This is a genomic window from Pseudomonas sp. GW822-FHT05A08 (assembly GCF_058800485.1).
Genome location: NZ_CM179511.1, coordinates 625,473 through 643,259, shown reverse-complemented (window position 1 = coordinate 643,259; position 17,787 = coordinate 625,473). Strand labels below are relative to the sequence as shown.

General features: G+C 54.2%; 18 protein-coding genes, 1 tRNA gene and 1 pseudogene. 15 read left to right on the top strand and 5 right to left on the bottom strand.

Annotation, left to right across the window (positions count from 1 at the left end; genetic code table 11):
* Positions 1-141: 141 nt before the first annotated feature.
* The 8 genes and pseudogenes from AC3RCP_RS02920 (at position 142) to AC3RCP_RS02885 (ending at position 5,426) form a co-directional block, all read left to right on the top strand.
* Positions 142-972: an FkbM family methyltransferase gene (locus AC3RCP_RS02920; protein WP_492571678.1), complete on the top strand. Its 831-nt coding sequence runs from the start codon at positions 142-144 to the stop codon at positions 970-972.
* Positions 973-1,328: 356 nt separating this feature from the next.
* Positions 1,329-1,838, top strand: coding sequence for a PAAR domain-containing protein (locus AC3RCP_RS02915; protein ID WP_492571679.1), 510 nt, complete (start codon positions 1,329-1,331; stop codon positions 1,836-1,838).
* Positions 1,835-2,548 carry a VRR-NUC domain-containing protein gene (locus AC3RCP_RS02910; protein WP_492571680.1) on the top strand — a complete coding sequence of 238 codons (714 nt, stop codon included), beginning with the start codon at positions 1,835-1,837 and terminating at the stop codon, positions 2,546-2,548. Before AC3RCP_RS02915 ends, AC3RCP_RS02910 begins: the two co-directional genes overlap by 4 nt.
* 16 nt (positions 2,549-2,564) lie before the next feature.
* Positions 2,565-3,692, top strand: a complete 1,128-nt coding sequence (locus tag AC3RCP_RS02905; protein ID WP_085533445.1) for a type VI immunity family protein — start codon at positions 2,565-2,567, stop codon at positions 3,690-3,692.
* A 175-nt stretch (positions 3,693-3,867) separates the two neighbouring features.
* Positions 3,868-3,943, top strand: a tRNA-Thr gene (locus tag AC3RCP_RS02900).
* A gap of 164 nt (positions 3,944-4,107) precedes the next feature.
* A pseudogene (locus AC3RCP_RS02895) lies at positions 4,108-4,587 on the top strand (tyrosine-type recombinase/integrase); the annotation flags it as partial.
* 87 nt (positions 4,588-4,674) lie between these two features.
* The gene (locus AC3RCP_RS02890; RefSeq protein WP_492571681.1) at positions 4,675-4,935 is read left to right on the top strand and encodes a hypothetical protein; all 261 of its coding nucleotides are present in this window, start codon (positions 4,675-4,677) and stop codon (positions 4,933-4,935) included.
* 188 nt (positions 4,936-5,123) lie between these two features.
* The gene (locus tag AC3RCP_RS02885) at positions 5,124-5,426 is read left to right on the top strand and encodes a hypothetical protein (RefSeq protein ID WP_492571682.1); all 303 of its coding nucleotides are present in this window, start codon (positions 5,124-5,126) and stop codon (positions 5,424-5,426) included.
* 61 nt (positions 5,427-5,487) lie between these two features.
* Here the strand turns inward: AC3RCP_RS02885 and AC3RCP_RS02880 are convergent, their stop codons facing one another.
* Entirely contained in the window at positions 5,488-7,257 is a 1,770-nt protein-coding gene (locus tag AC3RCP_RS02880) for a DGQHR domain-containing protein (protein ID WP_492571683.1), read from the bottom strand.
* Positions 7,254-8,513 carry a DNA-methyltransferase gene (locus AC3RCP_RS02875; protein WP_492571684.1) on the bottom strand — a complete coding sequence of 420 codons (1,260 nt, stop codon included), beginning with the start codon at positions 8,511-8,513 and terminating at the stop codon, positions 7,254-7,256. The genes AC3RCP_RS02880 and AC3RCP_RS02875 overlap by 4 nt, the downstream gene beginning before the upstream one ends.
* 505 nt (positions 8,514-9,018) lie before the next feature.
* Here AC3RCP_RS02875 and AC3RCP_RS02870 point away from each other — a divergent pair.
* The 6 genes from AC3RCP_RS02870 (at position 9,019) to wrbA (ending at position 14,913) form a co-directional block, all read left to right on the top strand.
* On the top strand, positions 9,019-10,002 hold the full coding sequence (locus AC3RCP_RS02870) for a helix-turn-helix domain-containing protein (protein ID WP_101336537.1): 984 nt from the start codon (positions 9,019-9,021) through the stop codon (positions 10,000-10,002).
* A 334-nt stretch (positions 10,003-10,336) separates the two neighbouring features.
* Positions 10,337-11,371 carry a DUF1254 domain-containing protein gene (locus tag AC3RCP_RS02865; protein WP_492571685.1) on the top strand — a complete coding sequence of 345 codons (1,035 nt, stop codon included), beginning with the start codon at positions 10,337-10,339 and terminating at the stop codon, positions 11,369-11,371.
* A 146-nt stretch (positions 11,372-11,517) separates the two neighbouring features.
* Positions 11,518-12,369, top strand: coding sequence for a MipA/OmpV family protein (locus AC3RCP_RS02860; protein WP_492571686.1), 852 nt, complete (start codon positions 11,518-11,520; stop codon positions 12,367-12,369).
* Between the two features lie 47 nt (positions 12,370-12,416).
* A complete protein-coding gene (locus AC3RCP_RS02855) occupies positions 12,417-13,244 on the top strand; it encodes an acid phosphatase (RefSeq protein WP_007922577.1) in 828 nt (275 codons plus the stop codon).
* 13 nt (positions 13,245-13,257) lie between these two features.
* A complete protein-coding gene (locus AC3RCP_RS02850) occupies positions 13,258-14,049 on the top strand; it encodes a hypothetical protein (protein WP_492571687.1) in 792 nt (263 codons plus the stop codon).
* 264 nt (positions 14,050-14,313) lie between these two features.
* The gene (wrbA, locus tag AC3RCP_RS02845; RefSeq protein ID WP_085533433.1) at positions 14,314-14,913 is read left to right on the top strand and encodes an NAD(P)H:quinone oxidoreductase; all 600 of its coding nucleotides are present in this window, start codon (positions 14,314-14,316) and stop codon (positions 14,911-14,913) included.
* Between the two features lie 360 nt (positions 14,914-15,273).
* Here the strand turns inward: wrbA and AC3RCP_RS02840 are convergent, their stop codons facing one another.
* On the bottom strand, positions 15,274-15,702 hold the full coding sequence (locus AC3RCP_RS02840; protein WP_087089649.1) for a hypothetical protein: 429 nt from the start codon (positions 15,700-15,702) through the stop codon (positions 15,274-15,276).
* 439 nt (positions 15,703-16,141) lie between these two features.
* On the opposite strand from AC3RCP_RS02840, the gene AC3RCP_RS02835 reads away from it, so the two are divergent.
* Positions 16,142-16,696, top strand: coding sequence for a hypothetical protein (locus tag AC3RCP_RS02835; RefSeq protein ID WP_053259294.1), 555 nt, complete (start codon positions 16,142-16,144; stop codon positions 16,694-16,696).
* Positions 16,697-16,733: 37 nt separating this feature from the next.
* Here AC3RCP_RS02835 and AC3RCP_RS02830 read toward each other — a convergent pair whose 3' ends face one another.
* Positions 16,734-17,051, bottom strand: coding sequence for a cytochrome C oxidase subunit IV family protein (locus AC3RCP_RS02830; protein ID WP_007922565.1), 318 nt, complete (start codon positions 17,049-17,051; stop codon positions 16,734-16,736).
* Between the two features lie 21 nt (positions 17,052-17,072).
* Positions 17,073-17,783, bottom strand: a complete 711-nt coding sequence (locus tag AC3RCP_RS02825) for a heme-copper oxidase subunit III family protein (protein WP_492571688.1) — start codon at positions 17,781-17,783, stop codon at positions 17,073-17,075.
* Positions 17,784-17,787: the final 4 nt, after the last annotated feature.

Here is a 17,787-nt window from a genome sequence, read left to right as displayed (position 1 = left end):
CGTCAATGCCAAAGGACATAACAGCCGAAAACCGGCACCACAGGCGAGGCAAATTGCGCCGGTCGGCGACGCTTGTTATACAGACGCAGGCGCTCGCGGGCGCGTCCGCTCCAGAACCTTTGTGATTGACGGGAAAAGACAGTGACGTTCATTTCTTATGCACAAAATTTCGAAGACATCCGCCTGTGGCGCGCGCTCAAACACGTTGAAAACGGCTTCTACGTCGACGTCGGCGCCAATCACCCCACCGCCGACTCGGTGACCCGCGCCTTCTACGATCGCGGCTGGCGCGGCATCAACGTCGAACCGGTGCCGAGCTATTACCACGCCCTGTGCCAGGAGCGGCCCAGGGATACCAACCTGCAATGCGCCGCCGGCGACAACGCCGAGGCCCTGACCTTCTACGGCATCGCCGACACCGGCCTGTCCACCCTCGACCCCGCCATCGCCCAGCAACACAAGGACGCCGGCATGCAGGTGCAGACCCAGATCGTCAGCTCACGCACCCTGAGCGACATCTGCGAGGCTCACGTCGGCGGCCCCATCCACTTCCTCAAGATCGACGTCGAAGGCCACGAAGAAACCGTGCTGCGCAGCATGGACTTCAACCGCTGGCGGCCGTGGATCCTGCTGATCGAAACCCCATGGAACCGCGACCAGGCCTGGGAAACCCTGGTCACCGGCGCCGGCTACCACCCGGTGGTGTTCGACGGCATCAACACCTTCTACCTGGCCGAAGAACACCTGAACCTCAAGGGCGCCTTCGACATTCCGCCGTGCAACCTCGACGAATTCCAGTTCCGCCCCGGCCACCGCTTCGTCGCCCCCGCCACCGACCTGGAACAGGCCCTGATCGCCGAACGCCAACGCGCCGATCGCGCCGAAGCTGCACTGCACGCCCTGCGCAACAGCCGCTCGTGGCGCGCCCTCGAAAAACTCAAGAAAGTGCTGGTCCGCGGCGGACGTCGCTGAGAGCGTCAATCAAGCAATAACCTCGTGCTGCGCCGTGACTGCTTGACTCGCACTTCCCGGCAGACTTGCAAAAACAGTCCCGACGACAGAGTATTTCCGACTACCTCAGCTCAGACAGGGATATGTTTCAGCGAGGTGATATCAGACACGCACGGTCACAAGGACGAGACGACCATGACTTCTTTTTGCCCACAAACGCGGCATGGCCCTCAGGCTGAATGTCTATTGCACCATCTGGACAGCGTGCGTCATCCCAAGGCACAGCCTCTCCTCGCTCCCTCCCCTGCTTCGCGCAGACCAGACACCGGCCTGCCACGTATTCAATCTCTTCTGCCCGACCTGGCACGGAGCCCGATATGAGCGGAAAACCTGCAGCTCGCGTTACCGACCCTACCGCCTGCCCACTACCCGGCCACGGTACCCATCCAATCACCTCAGGCTCCCCCGATGTGCTGTTCGACGGACTACCGGCCGCTCGCCTGGATGACCCTTCTGCATGCGGAGGAAAGCTGTCCGGCAACCTCTCGGCGACGGTGTTCATAAACGGGAAAAACGCAGCAACGGTCGATAGCCTCGGCACCCATGGCAACGTAGTGATCGGTGGCTCCGGGACAATCATCATTGGCGATACCTTCGTCCCCAGCCCCATGGCACCGATCCAGGGCATGAGCACAAGTCCATTCAAGGGCCGCTTCCGGGTGTTCGACAGAGAAACCGGCAAGGCCATCGCAGGCCAACGAGTGCGTATCAGCTCCAGCAGTGGGGAGTCGATACAAAGTACCGATGCCGAAGGCTACACATCCTGGGTGAACAACGAACAGCCGGAAACACTGAAGTTCGACCTGATCTATGGAGATGATCAATGAGTGGTGATAACCCCTTGTCGACCGGCGGCATGTCAGCACCAGGGCAGACAACGGATGTAGGCCTGACAAAACCCAGGCTCTCCCCTGGAGACAAAAAAGTTCTCTGTTCGGCGGCCTGTTACTGCCAGGCGACACCTAACGTAGCGGTGGACGGTAAAAACCTGAAACAGCAGTGCGTCGCCGCGCGCCTGAACGGGCTGGACAAACTCCTTATGGGGCGAAGCACGCTGAAGCCGGAAGTCAGCTACGACATGACCAAAAAACCGCCCGTTCCGATCATGGACAGTCAGAGTGGCGATAACCCTCATAGCTGGATCCCTGGCTGGATCAAGAAATACTGGGATCAGGACCCAGATCACCCACCGTTCGAAGCAGGTACGGGCATGATTCGCCGTCCGGACGTCGTCATCGTGAATGACCCGAGAAAACCCCCGACCCAGGACAACATCAAACAGGTTGTGGAAATGAAATTTCCACCCGATTCTCCAAACACGAAACAGGCTGCTGAATACGCGAAAATTGCAGGGGGCAGCAATAAGGTAGTTACCCTCGATGCCAGAGAGTGCGACTGCACCCAGGAAGAGCAAACGTCCAAAGTTCCGTCTGAAGAGCTGGGATGGGCCGCAGCGATTGCCGCCGCCGCTGCGTGGCTACTGAGCCGTGGCAAGACACCCGCCCCGAGATTCCCGGTACCCGCCGGCGCCATGTGATTTAAAGGAACCGACTATGAGTGAACCTTTCGACTTAGCCGCCGAGCTGGAAAAAATGCCTTTCGCCCTGGAGATACCGGGCCATTTGCTGATGAAGGGGGGGCGGCAAGACTACATTGGAGCAGCGCTCTGCATCCGAGGCACCTTGTATTTCAAGGATGCCCATACCATTCCGGTACGCGAAGAACTGGGTCGATGCTTCAACGACTACAAGCGCCTGGCAGAGCCGGAGTTGAGATGGCTATGGCGGGAAGAACCACCTGAAGGTTCAGCATTGACCCCTTACAACAAGGCCAGATCCCTGACCGAGATGCTGGCCACCATGAAGGAAAACGATCACCTGAGTTTCTACTACACCGGGGGCCGTGAAGCGGTCGACGCCAGTCCCTGGTTTTTCGAGTTATTCGGCCAGCGTGGCTGGGAAGCAAAAATGGGGGATGACCTCAGCGTGCTGGAGTTTTCAGTCCCGATCCTCTTCTTCGAGAAGCACCGTCTCGACTTCCTGCGCTTGTTCCTCGATTGTGCAGCCCGCCTGAAAGCGGAGCAGGGCTATGCAGGTTATGCGCTAAACCTGTCCGTAACCAAAAGAGACGGTAACGAAGCAACAGAAGCCTACATGAGCGAAAGCATGCCCGGGCTGGATGCAGGCCTGGCACCACTCTTGGCCAACCGGCCCGAGTTCCAGAAGAACAAAATCAAAACCGTGAGCTGGCTGACCGTACTCAACAAGCCACGCCTGGAAAGCGCAGGAGGTTTGAAACCACTGCAGGCCAGGCTGCCCGACAGCCATTTCGCTTTTTATGACTACGGTGCCGGCGTGATCATCCAGGCCGGAAACGAACCGGCCGTGATAGGCGATGCCGACTTCCCACGGCCTCCCGCCTACGTGCTGCTGAACCATGAGCTCAAGGAACTGCGCTACGAAACAGTGGGCGACCTTCATGGTGGCTCTCATGATGGCGAAGTTCGTCTTACCGGGTGGTCGGCGGATCAATGGTTGAAACGCTTTGATGTGCCGCTGTCCGAGCTAAGCGCCTATCAGCACAAACTCAACGAACAGCCCGCACTCAGCAGCCAGTACACGCTCAAGGACCGGCTGCGTGCTCAAGGTTATACAAGCAGCGGCCCCGGCAGCGCCCCCTGACCGGCCAGTTCGGCGGTATAACGCGACTCCGATGAGAGTTACACCACTTTCCGCAGGGACCACTCCAAGAGCCCCCATATGAACATCGATCCCAAGGTAGCCGGAGCATCTGCAAAAATAGTCAGATTTCAGGGGTTTACAGAACCTCGCCAATCGCTATAATCGTCGCCCACACGCCGGTATAGCTCAGTTGGTAGAGCAACTGACTTGTAATCAGTAGGTCCCGGGTTCGACTCCTGGTGCCGGCACCATACAAGGTTGCAGAGAAGGCTTTCAAAATCTCTGGAACCCCCGAAAAACCCGCCTTCTGGCGGGTTTTTTCGTTTTGGGGGTTCCATCGGAATCCGAGGGTAGCCAGCGCTAATAAGGGTAGTTTTAAGGATAGAGCTCCGCTTCGATATTGGAGACTACCCTTATGGCCCGCACCACAGCCCCGCTCGCAGACACCACCTATCGCACGGCAAAGCCCAGAGAGCGCGAGTACAAGCTCTTCGACGGCGACGGCCTCTACTTGCTTGTGCAACCCAACGGCCCCAAAGGCTGGTGGCTCAGGTACATGAAGCCCGATGGCCGCGAAAGCCTGACGGCCCTCGGCAGCTACCCGGAGGTCGGGCTGGGCGACGCACGCCGCAAGCGCTTCGAGATCAAGCAGCAGCTCGCCAACGGCATAGACCCCATCCAGTCCAAACTGCAAGCCAAGGCCCAAGCCGTGATCAACGGTCGGAACTTCGAAAGCGTCGCGCTCGACTGGCACGCCAGCATGGTGCCCAAGTGGGCGCCCGACCACGCCAAGACTGTGCTCAACCGATTGAAGACCCATGTATTCCCTATTCTCGGTGCCAGGGCAATCGTCGAGCTCGACACTCACGACCTGATGCAGCCACTGGGATCGATACCTTGATCGTGAGGCGTGGAGGCAGATCAGATATGAGCTGGGGCACGATCGAATCGATGTGGTAGCCGCCTACATCAGAGGGGAGACATGAGTAAGCCCTTCGATATGGAATTGTTTCTGACTGGCGTGCTAAGCGGAGCGTACGCGACCCGTCAACGACATTTACGACAGGCGAAGCTTATCCAAGTTGAAATCGCAAATCGCTGGCAGCAAGATAATCCTTGGGTATGGCAGCGAAAACATGTAGTTTTGTTTTTAGAACACCCAATGAAAAACAGAAGCGAAGAAACAAAATATTGCTACGGACTGACTATTGAACTGATAATAAAAAGACTAAACAAACAGTAGCGCATAAAACAAAGCATGAACAAAACACCAATAAAGAAATGGTCACCATCTATAGCACCACAAATTGTCTCGATGACTTTTGCTTTAACCTCAAAAGTCCTGCGCAGCAACCCAACCCTAAAATAACTTGACGAACAAGTAACTAAAAACATACCCTACAACACTATTGAACCGAAGAAAATAGGCGCATGATTTTATTAAACACATATGATGATCACGATGACGCAAAGGAAGCAGAGAGCTTACTAATAGGAAAAAAACGCCTCGCCAGCGAGAGAGATGGAACCCAAATAATATATAATTTATTCGGAATAGCTTCCTGGAGGAATTTTCACAGCCTGAAGATGTTCGGACTAACAGAATTACAAGCCCTGCTTGAGCAACGTGATGCTTGGAGTGCCAACCAATCCCACAGGCACAGCGAGATATTAAGCCAACTTCTTATTTGTGCGAAGAATTTTGATCTAATAATTCCCGAGCATTGGAAATGATGATCGGCGCCGCCTGCGAACTAGGCAGCGCGCCAAACCGAAACCAGTTCAATCTGTTAAGTCAAAAATAAGTCGCATATAAATCCTCACCTAACTGGTTCCAATGGCTTGATTTATATGGAGTGAAATTGAAATTTCGAACATCAGAAAGCTTAGCCTTATAGTGATCAAACCCACGATCACCGCCATTTAAGAGAATTAGACGAAGGCACTTTATGAATCCGTTAATTGATGTCGGAGTAAGCAGCTTGCTTTCATGACCAATCTGCCATCCTTCAGGATAGGATGCTTTAACAGCATTCAAAAGGCCATTCAGCTCCTCGACACAGTAAGATATATAAGCATCTAAGTTTGTTCTGCTCCCCTTAGAAACAATACTCTCTTTTTTATCGTGTTCCGACCAGATCGTAAATAGAGAGTCTGCCCCCTCAAATTTAACTATAGGTTTAAGACCATAGCTGACAATTGATGATATCTTGAGCTTCTTGGCATCGTCGAAAACATGCTCCTCCAGCTTATCTTTTAATGCCCCTTTACGAGCAAGCCCAATAAGGATCGCTTTCGCAATTGCCGTACCTGAATACGGATTAACTATGAGTTCAATTTCTTGAGTAAGCGCAGACTTAACCTTTGTTTGACGACCATTTATCTCGAGAAATAACCGGGCCTCAAATAGAGTTCTTTCCTCTTCGGAGGCCGTGGAAGGATAAATAATACCGGTCACGAGTAGATTTTGCTTATTTCGAAGCCGGCTGATTTGCTGCTCATAGGCATCCACACCTTCGTGATAAGAGTACACCCTATGCTGGCCGTCAATCAAACCTACAACATTGTACTCATCCGGCACCGAAATAGTTACCGGCTTTACATTCAGTTGCCCACTGGGCGGCAACTGATCGAATGTCTCGATATCATGAATTTTAGTAGCTGACGGTAAAGTCGCGATGACATTACCCAGGTATACCCTTTTGCTCTCAGAAAGATATTGCCTCATCGATCTAATTTTGGGCATATCTAATATCCGCTGATAAGAGATATTAGGCTCAAGCCAGCCATTCTTTCTCAAGACGAAGCTTTTTTTCAACAAAGAAGCAGGGTCGGCATAGAACGAAACAACTTTGTAGCCTTCAGGGTAGCTACTATTGGCCTCAGGAAGCAAAAAACCTTGGAAGGTACTAAGTGGTCTATGATTACCCCCTGAAGTCTTTGCTTTACCCAGATCCTTATATTCAACACCGAGAAAATTAAGTATCTCATATTTCGCCGAAACAGAAACACTTTTCACAAGAGCATGGAAGTAATTGGTTAGTGCTTTCTCTACAACCTGCATGCCGACTCGCTCTGCGCTCTCGACATACTCAGAATCGACAGAGTGCATACTGAAATATACAACTCTCAATTCATATTCTGCAGCTTCATATTCTTGAGACTCGTAATATTCCTTAAAATCTGGAAGATTGCTCACCAAACAGCTAACAAACTCAGACTTATTCTTCATTGCCAGCTCAAAGGCAATTTGCTTCTTCGCAATATGGGGCCCTGGAGTAGCCGCACAGGTGTCCTCCATAACCACCAATATATTTTCGTATACAAACACCCCATCAAGCTCAGTCGTACGAGAACCATTGGAGGTTTCGATAACAAACTCTCGACTCTCCGAACGTATAAATTTGAACCCAGACTTAACAAACATTTCTTTGGCAGAAGAACGAAACTTATTTTCGTCCCTTTTCTTTTTCGCTGCAAGCTTAGCTGCTAGTTTTTCAGCAGCCGTGAGCTTTTTACGCGGCTTCTTAACTGTCTTTGACATCCTTGGCTTGGCAACGTTCATCGAGCGTTCCTGTAAATCTCTTCGTTTATATTCAATTCAATCGTACTGAAAATAAATTCGTCTTTGCGCCCCTTTACTTGCGAGCTCTTATACTGATGAGTATTTCCTGCACCATATATGTACAAGCCAGACGAAGGCAGCAGCTCGACAAATTTACTCAAGGTCGTTACCTGCTCAAAGTCCGGACAGACACCGAACTTTGAGAGGGGAGGACAGCTTATGATTTCCTTGATCGACTCCTGAAGTGACTCGAACAACACGGACTCCGACGTCAAAAACACATACTTAGCTGAAACTATTTCGTATTTTCCGCGTACAGGTCGATCAAGCCGCTCAACCCAAATCTTTTCGACTTCAACACCAACAGACTTAAGTTTTTTTGCCAAGACCCTTGCAAACTTTAAAACTCTCAACTCAAGAATCGTTTCTTTGAAAATATCAGCTCCGATTGACACTTTCGATGCAGAATACTTCACCAACCTGTCATCAAGATTATCTGCAAGATATGCTTTAAACATATCAAGGTAGCTAGAGTTTAATTCGAACCCTAAATACTTACGACCCATAAAAGCGGCTTGCGCAGGGACAGTACCCGACCCAGAGAATGGATCAAACACAGTATCACCTTCATCTGTAGTAAGAGTGATGATACGTCTGACCAAATCCTCAGGAAGTGGACAGAAATGTTTGATATAGCCTTCCCCCCAAGATCCTTGGGTAGGAATACTAAACTCCCAAATCTCCTCTAAGCTCTTACCATGTGGACTGTATCGCTCGGGATAGCGTACCCACCACTCTTTAAGGTCATTTATTTCTCTAGCCCGCTCAGAGTAATACTTGAAATCTTGCCCTTTTGAGAAGAACAACACATATTCAAATATCTTCCGGGTGGCCCCTTTCTTACTCCAAGGAACGGTTTTATCTTTCTTCCAGATTATGACATCTTGGAGCTTCCATCCAACCGCACTTATCTCTCGCGCAAAATCGAACGGAAGAGTAACAACGGCGCCATCTCGCTTAAATGAGTCTATAACTACCCAGAGAGATCCAGACTCCTTCGTTGCGTGATATACGTCTTTGAATATCTTTTTTAGATCTTGCAAATAATCATCGTAAGATTGACCAAAACCAATCTGACCAGAATGACCATAATCCTTCATATCAAAATAAGGAGGAGATGTGATGGTAACGTCAACCGAACCTTTCTTCACTCTCTTCTTTAAATTTCTAGCATCGTCTAAAAAAACTTCTGACATCTGTTGTTCTCTGGCGGCACTGCCAAATAGGAAATTCTGCTATTATATACTTTCGCGTCGACGCTTTCCACAACCTTTAACAAATTACCAAATAGTCAGACCATTAAAATTAAGTCAGACCGCACAAAACATAGTGACGCCTATATCATTTAGCAAAAAAACCACTCTTACCTTACCCCCCCAAAAAATTAGCTTAACTTAGTGAACCGGCAAAAGGGTAGTTTAAGAGATAGCATAAATCTTCTAATTTCTAATCAATTGATTAGTTTGTCTTATTTCGCTATTCGACTCTTGGTGCCCTGCAAAATCTCTGCCCCCCCCGAAAAACCCGCCTTCTGGCGGGTTTTTTCGTTTTGGGGTTCTGCAAAAGCGATGATCTTGTCGCTGAATCGACCTGTGCTGTGCTGTCAATAACGCGACTTTGGCAAAAGTTTTACGCTAGTGTTTCCCTGCGGGCCAAGACGGTTTTCCCGTGCATTGCCTTTAAAAACAGGTGCGAACACTTATGACGAATGCCACGCCATCCATCAAACTCAGCACTCTTCGGCAAATAGCCCCCTACCTGAGCATGCGTGGGGTGTCGCCGCTGGAGTTCTTTCGGCGTTACGGCATTTCCCCTCATGTTTTTCAAAACCCTGATGCCTGGGTACCGCGAGCGGCCTGTTTTCATATAGCCAACGAAATGGCAGCTATCGCACAGGACCCCTTCGGCGGTGCCTGTGTGGGGCATCTGATCGAAGTACGCTCGCTCGGTGCCTGGGGCGAGTTGATATTGGGCTCGACCAACCTTGCTCAGGCTTGCGCAACGGCGGCGATCTATACGGACCTACTGCATCAAGGAGGAGAAGTAGAAATCGTCACCGAAGGCCGTACGACGAAACTGATCCACCAATTTACCGGACAGCACGGGGCTGATCCGAAGCAAGTCATTCTCGGCACGCTTGCGCTGCTTAGAAAAGTACCTCTCATGTCCGGTGAGCCTGGCGCCATACGCGTGCATCTGCAAAACCCGAGGGAAAGAGGCGATGAGGCGCTTGAAGAATACCTGGGGCCGAATCTCGAAATGAACGCGCAGTACAACATGATCGAATTCGACCGTGAGCTGCTCGACACACCCCTGCAACCTGTTCGGGATGATGCCTGGAAAGTCACCGAAGCCTTGAAGTCGACAGCACAAGCAGCGGGCGTGCTCATCGAGCGGATATCGGACCAGGATCAATCCAAACTTACCGCTATCTCAAGAAACATCGGACTGTCTTCTCGAACGCTGCAGCGCCGTCTCAAGTATTGCGGCATCGACTTCGAAGATCTACGCGACGAGACGCGGCGCAGCGAAGCACTTCAACTAATTGCCAGCGGTAAATACACCGCGACCGAAATTGCCTACATGGTGGGTTACAGCGATCAAGCGCACTTTACTCGAGCCTTCAAACGCTGGACCGGGAACTCGCCGTCGCGCTACCGCTCGGCCTTGAAACATGATTATTAAAATTCAAGACAGCGTCTTCGCCTGACCACTTGCTCCCTCTCCCACCCGCCCCTTCGGCCCACTTCGGGCTAAGCCTTCCAATAGCCTCGAACTACCGGGATAGGGCTTGCCGTCCTGACCTGAACAGCCATTTCTGTACGAGCACCGCCGGCAAGCTGATCGGTAGGTAATGGCCTGGCCTTTTGGCATCAAATGGCAAGTTTCCATCGAGACGTTCTTATACAGTTTGAAAAGGTAATGCCAACCCCAGCACGCGCCGCAGCGAGCAACTCACGCACAAGAACAGCCTGAAGCCGGGGAAGGGAATCACTTCTTATAAGATCAAGAGGTTTAAATGTCCTACTCATCCACGGCCTGCATCGTCGCCCTGACGCTGGCAACTTTTGCGAGTGCAAACGCTCAGTCATCCCCTGCCGCGGCGATGCTGGTGGGTGTCGATAACTTTGTCCGTGCCGAGTCCGACCTGTACATGGGCAAAACGGTGACGAGTGGAGGCTTTGGTCAGTTTGTTCATAACCGTGAACCGGTTCCTATCGACGCTCAGGATGTCGTCCGAATGAATCGGGACACCCTCTACTCATCAGCGGTGTTCGATCTCGATGCCGGTCCAGTCACGATCACTTTGCCTGAGGCCGGTGAGCGGTTCATGTCGATGCAAATGGTCAACGAAGATCACTACGTACCCGCCGTCATTTACGGTGCCGGTCGCCATACGCTGACGAAAGAGGATATTGGCACACGCTATGTTTTTGTCGCTGTGCGCATTTTCTTCGATCCCACGGATCGCGAAGATCTTGAGCAGGTGCATGAGCTGCAGGACGCAATCAAGGTCAGCCAGGCCAGGCCAGGGGAATTCGTAGTACCGAAGTGGGATCAGGCGAGCCAGAAAAAGATGCGTGATGCCCTGGCTGTCCTGGGTTCGACAATTCCCAACTACAACCAGTCCTTTGGCCCTAAAGGTAGCGTCGATCCGATCCAGCACCTGATCGGAACTGCGACGGGGTGGGGCGGAAATCCGAGCAAGGACGCCATCTACCTCGGCGGTGTGATGCCGCAGAACGATGGGAAAACCGTTTACCGTCTCAAAGTTGGACAGGTCCCGGTCAACAGCTTCTGGTCTGTGAGTGTTTACAACACAGACGGATACTTTCAAAAAAACCCATATGACACCTACTCGTTGAATAACCTCACTGCCAAGAAAAGCGATGATGGCTCGATTGTCATCCAGTTCGGTGGTTGTGACGCAAAGATCACTAATTGCCTGCCCGTTATGCCCGGTTGGAACTATACGGTCAGGCTTTATCAGCCGAGCAACGAAATACTGAATGGCCAATGGCGTTTTCCACAGCCGCAGCCCGTCGTTCTATAAATTCAATCATTCAAATAATGACTGGTTATTTAGATCAATTGGCTGATGCCTTAATAGCGTTAGACGCAACGGTTACCAAGTTTGATATGGCTTATTAAGTCAGGGATGGCTCTGGACTACAGAGTTCACACCAAAGGAACTAAACAATGACAAGCAAAGACCATTCAAATTCTTTTAGACACCCGCTGATGTTCATCATGGGTGCAGCCCTCGCATTGACGCTGGTGTTGCCTGCACATGCAGCCCTTGACGATTCAAACGGCGCTCCATCCGTGACGGTAGGTGGCGGAGTTGCCTTTGGCCCGTTGTACGAAGGCTCTTCACGCTACGCCGCGTTCCCGTCGCTGAAACTGAAAGCAGTCTTGCCTACCGAAGACTGGGGCACCTTTACCGCGGCCTTCCCGGACGGGCTGCGTTGGGACTTGCCGGGGCTGGCTCCTTTCGGAGTGGCCCTGCTGATCGGTTATGACCAGGGACGCAAGGAAAGAATTCATACCCTGGACGGCCGCGATGACTACTTGAAGGGAATGGGCAACCTGGACAGCACCGCCCTGGTCGGGGCGGAAGCGTACTGGATCCTGCCGGCCGGCCGCCTGTTCGTGCGCGGCCTGCAATCGAGCCAGAACCGTCATTACGGTGGCGAAAGCCTGGGGCGCACGGCGTACCTGGAAGCCGGGGTCGCCACGGCATACCCACTGTCTTCGACCTTGACCCTGGACTCGACGCTGTACGGCACCTGGAGCAATGAGAACGACATGATGGCGCGCTTCGGCGTCACGGCCCAGCAAGCCGCACGCACCCGGTTCGATGAATACCGCCCGGGTGGCGGGATGCGCGACGTGACCTTGAAGCTGGGCCTCACCTGGCAATGGCAGCCACAGCTGGCACTGGAAGGCGGCATCAAGACCTACGCCCTGGTCGCCGACGCCCGCGACAGCCCGCTGACGGGTGAGAAAGTCGGGGCCGGTGCCTATCTGAACGCTCTATACCGTTTTTGATAAACCGGTAATACCGGCGCCATCCGATACAGATAAAGGAATGATCGATGAAAAAACTACCTAAGCAGTTGGGGATGACCGCGTCCCTGGCCGGCCTATTCGGGTCGGGACTGCTGCTCGCCGAAGATGCCGCCACCCAGGTCACGGACCCTCACTTCAAGCTGGCTCCAGGCTATCTGGACCCGGCTGACTTGCCAGTGCGCCTGGCGCTGCTCGGTGCACCGCCAAAACCAGACTCCGCAGCGCTTGCGCGGGATGAGGAAGCACGGCGTGCGGCGCTGGCGCTGCGTGGCACCGCTCGGGAGAAACTCGCGGCAACGGATGCGGCGCTGTCATTCCCTGGCCCGGCGAAAACATTCTCCTGCGCGCTGGGCACGCCGATCACCGAGAAAAGTACACCGCATCTTTACACCTTGATGCAGCGCACCCTGACCGATGCAGGCGGCTCCACCTACGCCGGGAAGAATGCCTACAACCGTACCCGTCCTTTCGTGGTGCATAACGAAAGCACGTGCCGCAAAGACATGGAGCCACTGCTGCGCACGGATGGTTCCTGGCCGTCCGGCCACTCTGCCGCGGGCTGGGCCTGGGGCCTGGTACTGGCTGAGATCAATCCGGCACGCGCCACCGAATTGATGACCCGTGGCCTGTCATACGGCCAGAGCCGGGTCATCTGCGATGCGCACTGGCAGAGCGACGTGGATGCAGGCCGCATCATGGGGGCCGCCACGGTGGCGAGCCTGCATGGCAATCCGGCGTTCCTGGCGGACCTGGCGGCCGCGAAGGAGGAGGTCAAGGCTGCGCAAAAGGCGGGCCTGAAGCCTACAGAGGACTGTGCGGCCGAGGGCGTGGCGCTCTCGCTGACCCAGCACTGATCGGAGAAACACCATGATGCACAGTGACAACCCACGCTCGCCGTTGCGGTGCAAGCACGCGGGCCTGGCGCTGCTGGTCAGCGCCTTGACGGCCGGATCCAGCCTGCCGATGGTGGCCATGGCGGCGGATGCTGATGGCTGGCAGTTCAACGGCGGGCCTTACCTGTGGGGCGCCGGGATCCGTGGGCACGTGGGCCACCGCAGCACCGGGACCCAGTTTATAAAATCCGACTTCTCCGACATCGCGCGTAGCGTCGATATGTCGGTGATGCTGATGGGCGAGGCGCGGCGCGGGCCCTACAGCGTACTCGCCGACCTGATGTACATCGACACCGACACCCGCAACCGTCTGCCAGCGGGCGCCCCGGCGTCCAAGCTTGAGGTGGAAAGCAAGACGGCCTCGGGATTCCTGGGGGGCGGATACCAGGTGTTGGGAGATGACGATCATCGGTTGGACGTCGCGGGCGGCGTGCGCGTCTGGTACAGCAGCACCACCATCACCCTGCATGGCGGGCCTGCTGGCGGCCTGTCCGGGTCCGACAAGGCCACCTGGGCCGACGCCATGGCGGGACTGCGCGGGCACTATGCCGTGAACGAGCGATTCTGGTTGTCATCCTGGGGCATGGCGGGCGCCGGCCAGTCGCGGGAAGACTGGGACCTGGCCGCGCTGGCGGGCTGGGAGTTCTTGCCGGGCTTTTCTGCGGTGGCCGGTTACCGGGCCATGGGGGTGAATTATCGCCATGACGGTTTTGTCTACGACATTGTCCAGAAGGGGCCACTGTTGGGGATCAGTGGGCGATTCTGAGGCTTTCATGTCATTACGTTTTTCTCTGGTACCCATACGCAGTATGTCAAAGGCCAACCTTCGGGTTGGCCTTTGTTGCTTTCAAAGATCAACTTTCTCGAACATCCCGTTCGATATTTTCTCATATTCACAGAAGCCAATTAGATCGATCATGCGCCACGACTCACGCAGATGCAGGGTGAAACAGTGGGATGGATAACTAACCTGATCGCCTACTTGACGGGCAGTCAGTCAGCTCAAGACACACCTCAAGAGGAAGTACGCATGGCTAAGGTATTGGTTCTTTATCATTCGATGTACGGTCATATCGAAACAATGGCCCAGAGCGTGTCGGAAGGCGCCCGGAGCGTTCCCGGGGTTGAAGTCACCCTCAAACGCGTACCCGAGACCATGGACCCGGAAGCCTTCAAGGCTGCCCATGGCAAAGTGGATCAGAGCGCTGCGGTTGCCACACCAGGCGAGCTGGGCGACTACGACGCAATCATCCTGGGTACTCCGACCCGCTTCGGCAACATGTCCGGCCAGATGCGCAACTTCCTCGACCAGACCGGCGGGTTGTGGGCCAAGGGCGGCCTGGTTGGCAAGCTCGCCAGTGTATTCACCTCGACAGGTACCGGCGGCGGCCAGGAGATGACCATTACCTCCACGTGGACCACCCTGGCTCACCACGGCATGATCATTGTGCCCATCGGTTACAGCTCGCCAGCCTTGTTCGATACATCCAGTGTCGGCGGTGGCACGCCTTATGGCGCATCCACCATTGCCGGTGGTGACGGCTCGCGCCAGCCCGATGCTCGTGAACTGGAGATCGCCCGTCATCAAGGCCAGTACGTGGCCCAGCTGGCGGTCAAACTGAGCAAGTAACAAATCGCCAGGTGAGCGCTGAAGCAGACACTGCATAAGCAGTGTCTGGATTCGACTCCCGGCGTGGCACTCTACAGAACAAAGCCCTCGCAACGATGCGAGGGCTTTGTTGTTTCTACCAGACGTACATTGTTCTAGCGGCTCTTGAGTTATCCACACCTGCCGCTCATACAAAACATAATCGTGGCTCCGTCGCACATCGGTCCGGCTATCCGGGAGCGGACAACTGATCTTGCAATACGAGTAAGCCGGCATCCATCTTGATCAACGTGCCCAAATGAGGCATCGCGCTCTATCGGCAAAGCTCAATTCAAAAGAGTTATAGAGGCCGCCAGTTTTAGCTACTCCCAAACTTGCTGATCATTGCTTTGGTGGCAGGCAGTCAGCCTGTAGAAAAACCATCGAATAAGTGAAATGCCTATCGAAAGACAGGGGCGGAGTACCGGGGGCGGTCCACTCCGCATAATTGCCTGTCATGGCGGTAGGGCTGTCCAGCTTACCCATCGCCATGCTCGCAATGGTACCGATCTGGGAGATAGGAATACTTCCATACCAATGGACATCTTTTTCGTTCTTGAACCAGTTGCCGTTCCAATTTGGCTCGCTTGTGGAATACCACGTGTTATCGGCTTTTAAGCAAACCGTCTGAACAGTCGCCGCAGCTCCGCCTGGAATGGTGAACGTCGACATCCGCCATAAGCCAACAGGCGAACTATCAGCGTGAGCTGCGCCAACAGCCCCAGCAGCAAGGCCGAGCGAAAGCACAAAACGGATAAAGCTTCCCTTCATAAATTTTCTCCATGGAAACATGTTGCATTGAGTTGAACTGGATAGAATTCCAGTCAAAATAACTGTACATACATACAGTATTTCGACGCAACCCCATGCCGATGAAATTTCTCCGGAAGGCCAATCATTTGTCCCCTACAAGGCATGCACAAAAGCTCGGCAGGCTTTAAGCACAAGGGCTGCCAGATTTCCTACGGGCAACAAACCGCTAATACCCACTTCACCAGGCCAATTCGAACAGAATGACTCACGCCCCTCAGATTGCCCTATGTGCCCGCAGCCCCCGGCCGGCAAGGCGTTGACAGGGGCGGTGCTATACTTTTTTAGCTAGCGATCAGCGTGCGGTGTTATCCAGAGCGGCAGGAAAACGCTCTGGAATTTCAGATAACGACTGCAGAAAAAATGGGGGCCTCTGCGACGATGAAGTAGGAGGTGACTCATGAACCGACACTTTTACATCAGCGATAATCTCGACGAGCTGGAAACCGTTGAAAGCGAACTGGAAGCCAGCGGCATCAGTACCGAGCAGATTCATGTGCTCAGCGACCGGGATGCGGATGTGGAACAGCATCACCTGCATGATGTGAACTCACTCATGAAGCAGGATGTCGTTCACTCCGGCGAGATTGGCGCGGTCATTGGCATACCGCTCGCGGCATTGGTACTGCTCGGTGCTTATCTGGCAGGTTGGACCGAGTCCGCGGCAGGCTGGGTGCCGTTCATCTTCCTGGCGATCGTGATCCTGGGCTTCTGTATCTGGGAAGGCGGCTTCTTTGGTATCCAGGTGCCCAATGCCCACTTCAGCAATTTGAAAAAGACAGTAAGGGACGGCGAGCACATTTTCTTCGTGGACGTCGAACCCGCTCAGGAGCCAATCCTGGATCAGGTCATCAGCCATCACCCACAACTGCAGGTCGCCGGGACCGGCGCAGCAGCGCCTCACTGGATAGTGGCCTGGCTGCAGAAATGGCATCAGTTCAAGCGCACGATATAGGACGCTGCGGCGCTTGAACGCTGGAGGCGGAAGCCGGTCATTGCCCGAGGAAAATCCCCCGGGTGGAAAACACGTAGTCCGCCTCGGCGGCCATCAGGCCAACCAGCACCAGCAGGCACAACGGCGGGACGAGGATGGCGTAGACCATCGCCAGGCGCTCCCAGGCCATGTGCATGAAGATGGAAACGATCAGGCCGGCCTTCAACAACATGAGGACCAGGATCAGCGACCACCTGAAGTAGCCCTGGAAGTGAAAGTAGTCGACCAGGTAGGACAGGGTACTGAGTACGAACAACAGCCCCCAGATCTTCAGGTACAGGCTCAGTGGATGCTGTTGACCTTGTGCATGTGCCATCGCCGGTACTCCTCTGCGGGCTCACCATAAGTAGAAGAAAGCGAAGATAAATACCCACACCAGATCCACGAAGTGCCAGTACAGCCCGGTGATCTCGACGATCTGATAGTTGCCGGAGCGCTCGTAGTCCCCGCGCAACACCTTGAAGGCGACGATGCACAGGTAGATGACGCCGACCGATACATGCAGCCCGTGGAAACCGGTAATCATGAAAAAGCTGGCGCCGAACTGCGCGGCGCCCATGGGGTTCGACCAGGGGCGCACGCCTTCGGCGATGAGCTTGCTCCACTCGAACGCCTGCATGCTGACGAAGGTCGCACCGAAGGCCGCGGTCGCCAGCATCAGGGCCGCGCATTTGCCGCGTACACGGCGATAGGCGAAGTTCACGGCCATGGCCATGGTGCCGCTGCTGCTGATCAGCACGAAGGTCATGATGGCGATCAGGATCAGAGGGATTTCAACGCCGCCGATGGTCAGGGCGAACACTTCGCTGGGGTTCGGCCAGGGGACGGTGGCACTGATGCGCACCGACATGTAGCCGGTCAGGAAGCAGGTGAAGATGAAGGTGTCGCTGAGCAGGAAGATCCACATCATCGCCTTGCCCCAGGGCACCCGCTTGAACACATCCTGATCCGAGGCCCAGTCGGTAGCGATGCTCTTCCACCCCGCTACCAGCGTATCGGGTGGGGGTGGGACGGAACTTTCCGGAGGGGTTGCTGAGGGCAATGCCATGGCT

Bases quoted from the DNA above. Each gene is read 5' to 3' on its own strand.
- AC3RCP_RS02905 (WP_085533445.1), top strand. From the start codon at position 2,565: ATGAGTGAACCTTTCGACTTAGCCGCCGAGCTGGAAAAAATGCCTTTC.
- AC3RCP_RS02825 (WP_492571688.1), bottom strand. From the start codon at position 17,783: ATGGCATTGCCCTCAGCAACCCCTCCGGAAAGTTCCGTCCCACCCCCA.
- AC3RCP_RS02850 (WP_492571687.1), top strand. From the start codon at position 13,258: ATGATGCACAGTGACAACCCACGCTCGCCGTTGCGGTGCAAGCACGCG.
- AC3RCP_RS02875 (WP_492571684.1), bottom strand. From the start codon at position 8,513: ATGTCAGAAGTTTTTTTAGACGATGCTAGAAATTTAAAGAAGAGAGTG.
- wrbA (WP_085533433.1), top strand. From the start codon at position 14,314: ATGGCTAAGGTATTGGTTCTTTATCATTCGATGTACGGTCATATCGAA.
- AC3RCP_RS02865 (WP_492571685.1), top strand. From the start codon at position 10,337: ATGTCCTACTCATCCACGGCCTGCATCGTCGCCCTGACGCTGGCAACT.
- AC3RCP_RS02910 (WP_492571680.1), top strand. From the start codon at position 1,835: ATGAGTGGTGATAACCCCTTGTCGACCGGCGGCATGTCAGCACCAGGG.
- AC3RCP_RS02880 (WP_492571683.1), bottom strand. From the start codon at position 7,257: ATGAACGTTGCCAAGCCAAGGATGTCAAAGACAGTTAAGAAGCCGCGT.
- AC3RCP_RS02860 (WP_492571686.1), top strand. From the start codon at position 11,518: ATGACAAGCAAAGACCATTCAAATTCTTTTAGACACCCGCTGATGTTC.
- AC3RCP_RS02885 (WP_492571682.1), top strand. From the start codon at position 5,124: ATGATTTTATTAAACACATATGATGATCACGATGACGCAAAGGAAGCA.
- AC3RCP_RS02840 (WP_087089649.1), bottom strand. From the start codon at position 15,702: ATGAAGGGAAGCTTTATCCGTTTTGTGCTTTCGCTCGGCCTTGCTGCT.
- AC3RCP_RS02855 (WP_007922577.1), top strand. From the start codon at position 12,417: ATGAAAAAACTACCTAAGCAGTTGGGGATGACCGCGTCCCTGGCCGGC.
- AC3RCP_RS02915 (WP_492571679.1), top strand. From the start codon at position 1,329: ATGAGCGGAAAACCTGCAGCTCGCGTTACCGACCCTACCGCCTGCCCA.
- AC3RCP_RS02835 (WP_053259294.1), top strand. From the start codon at position 16,142: ATGAACCGACACTTTTACATCAGCGATAATCTCGACGAGCTGGAAACC.
- AC3RCP_RS02830 (WP_007922565.1), bottom strand. From the start codon at position 17,051: ATGGCACATGCACAAGGTCAACAGCATCCACTGAGCCTGTACCTGAAG.
- AC3RCP_RS02870 (WP_101336537.1), top strand. From the start codon at position 9,019: ATGACGAATGCCACGCCATCCATCAAACTCAGCACTCTTCGGCAAATA.
- AC3RCP_RS02890 (WP_492571681.1), top strand. From the start codon at position 4,675: ATGAGTAAGCCCTTCGATATGGAATTGTTTCTGACTGGCGTGCTAAGC.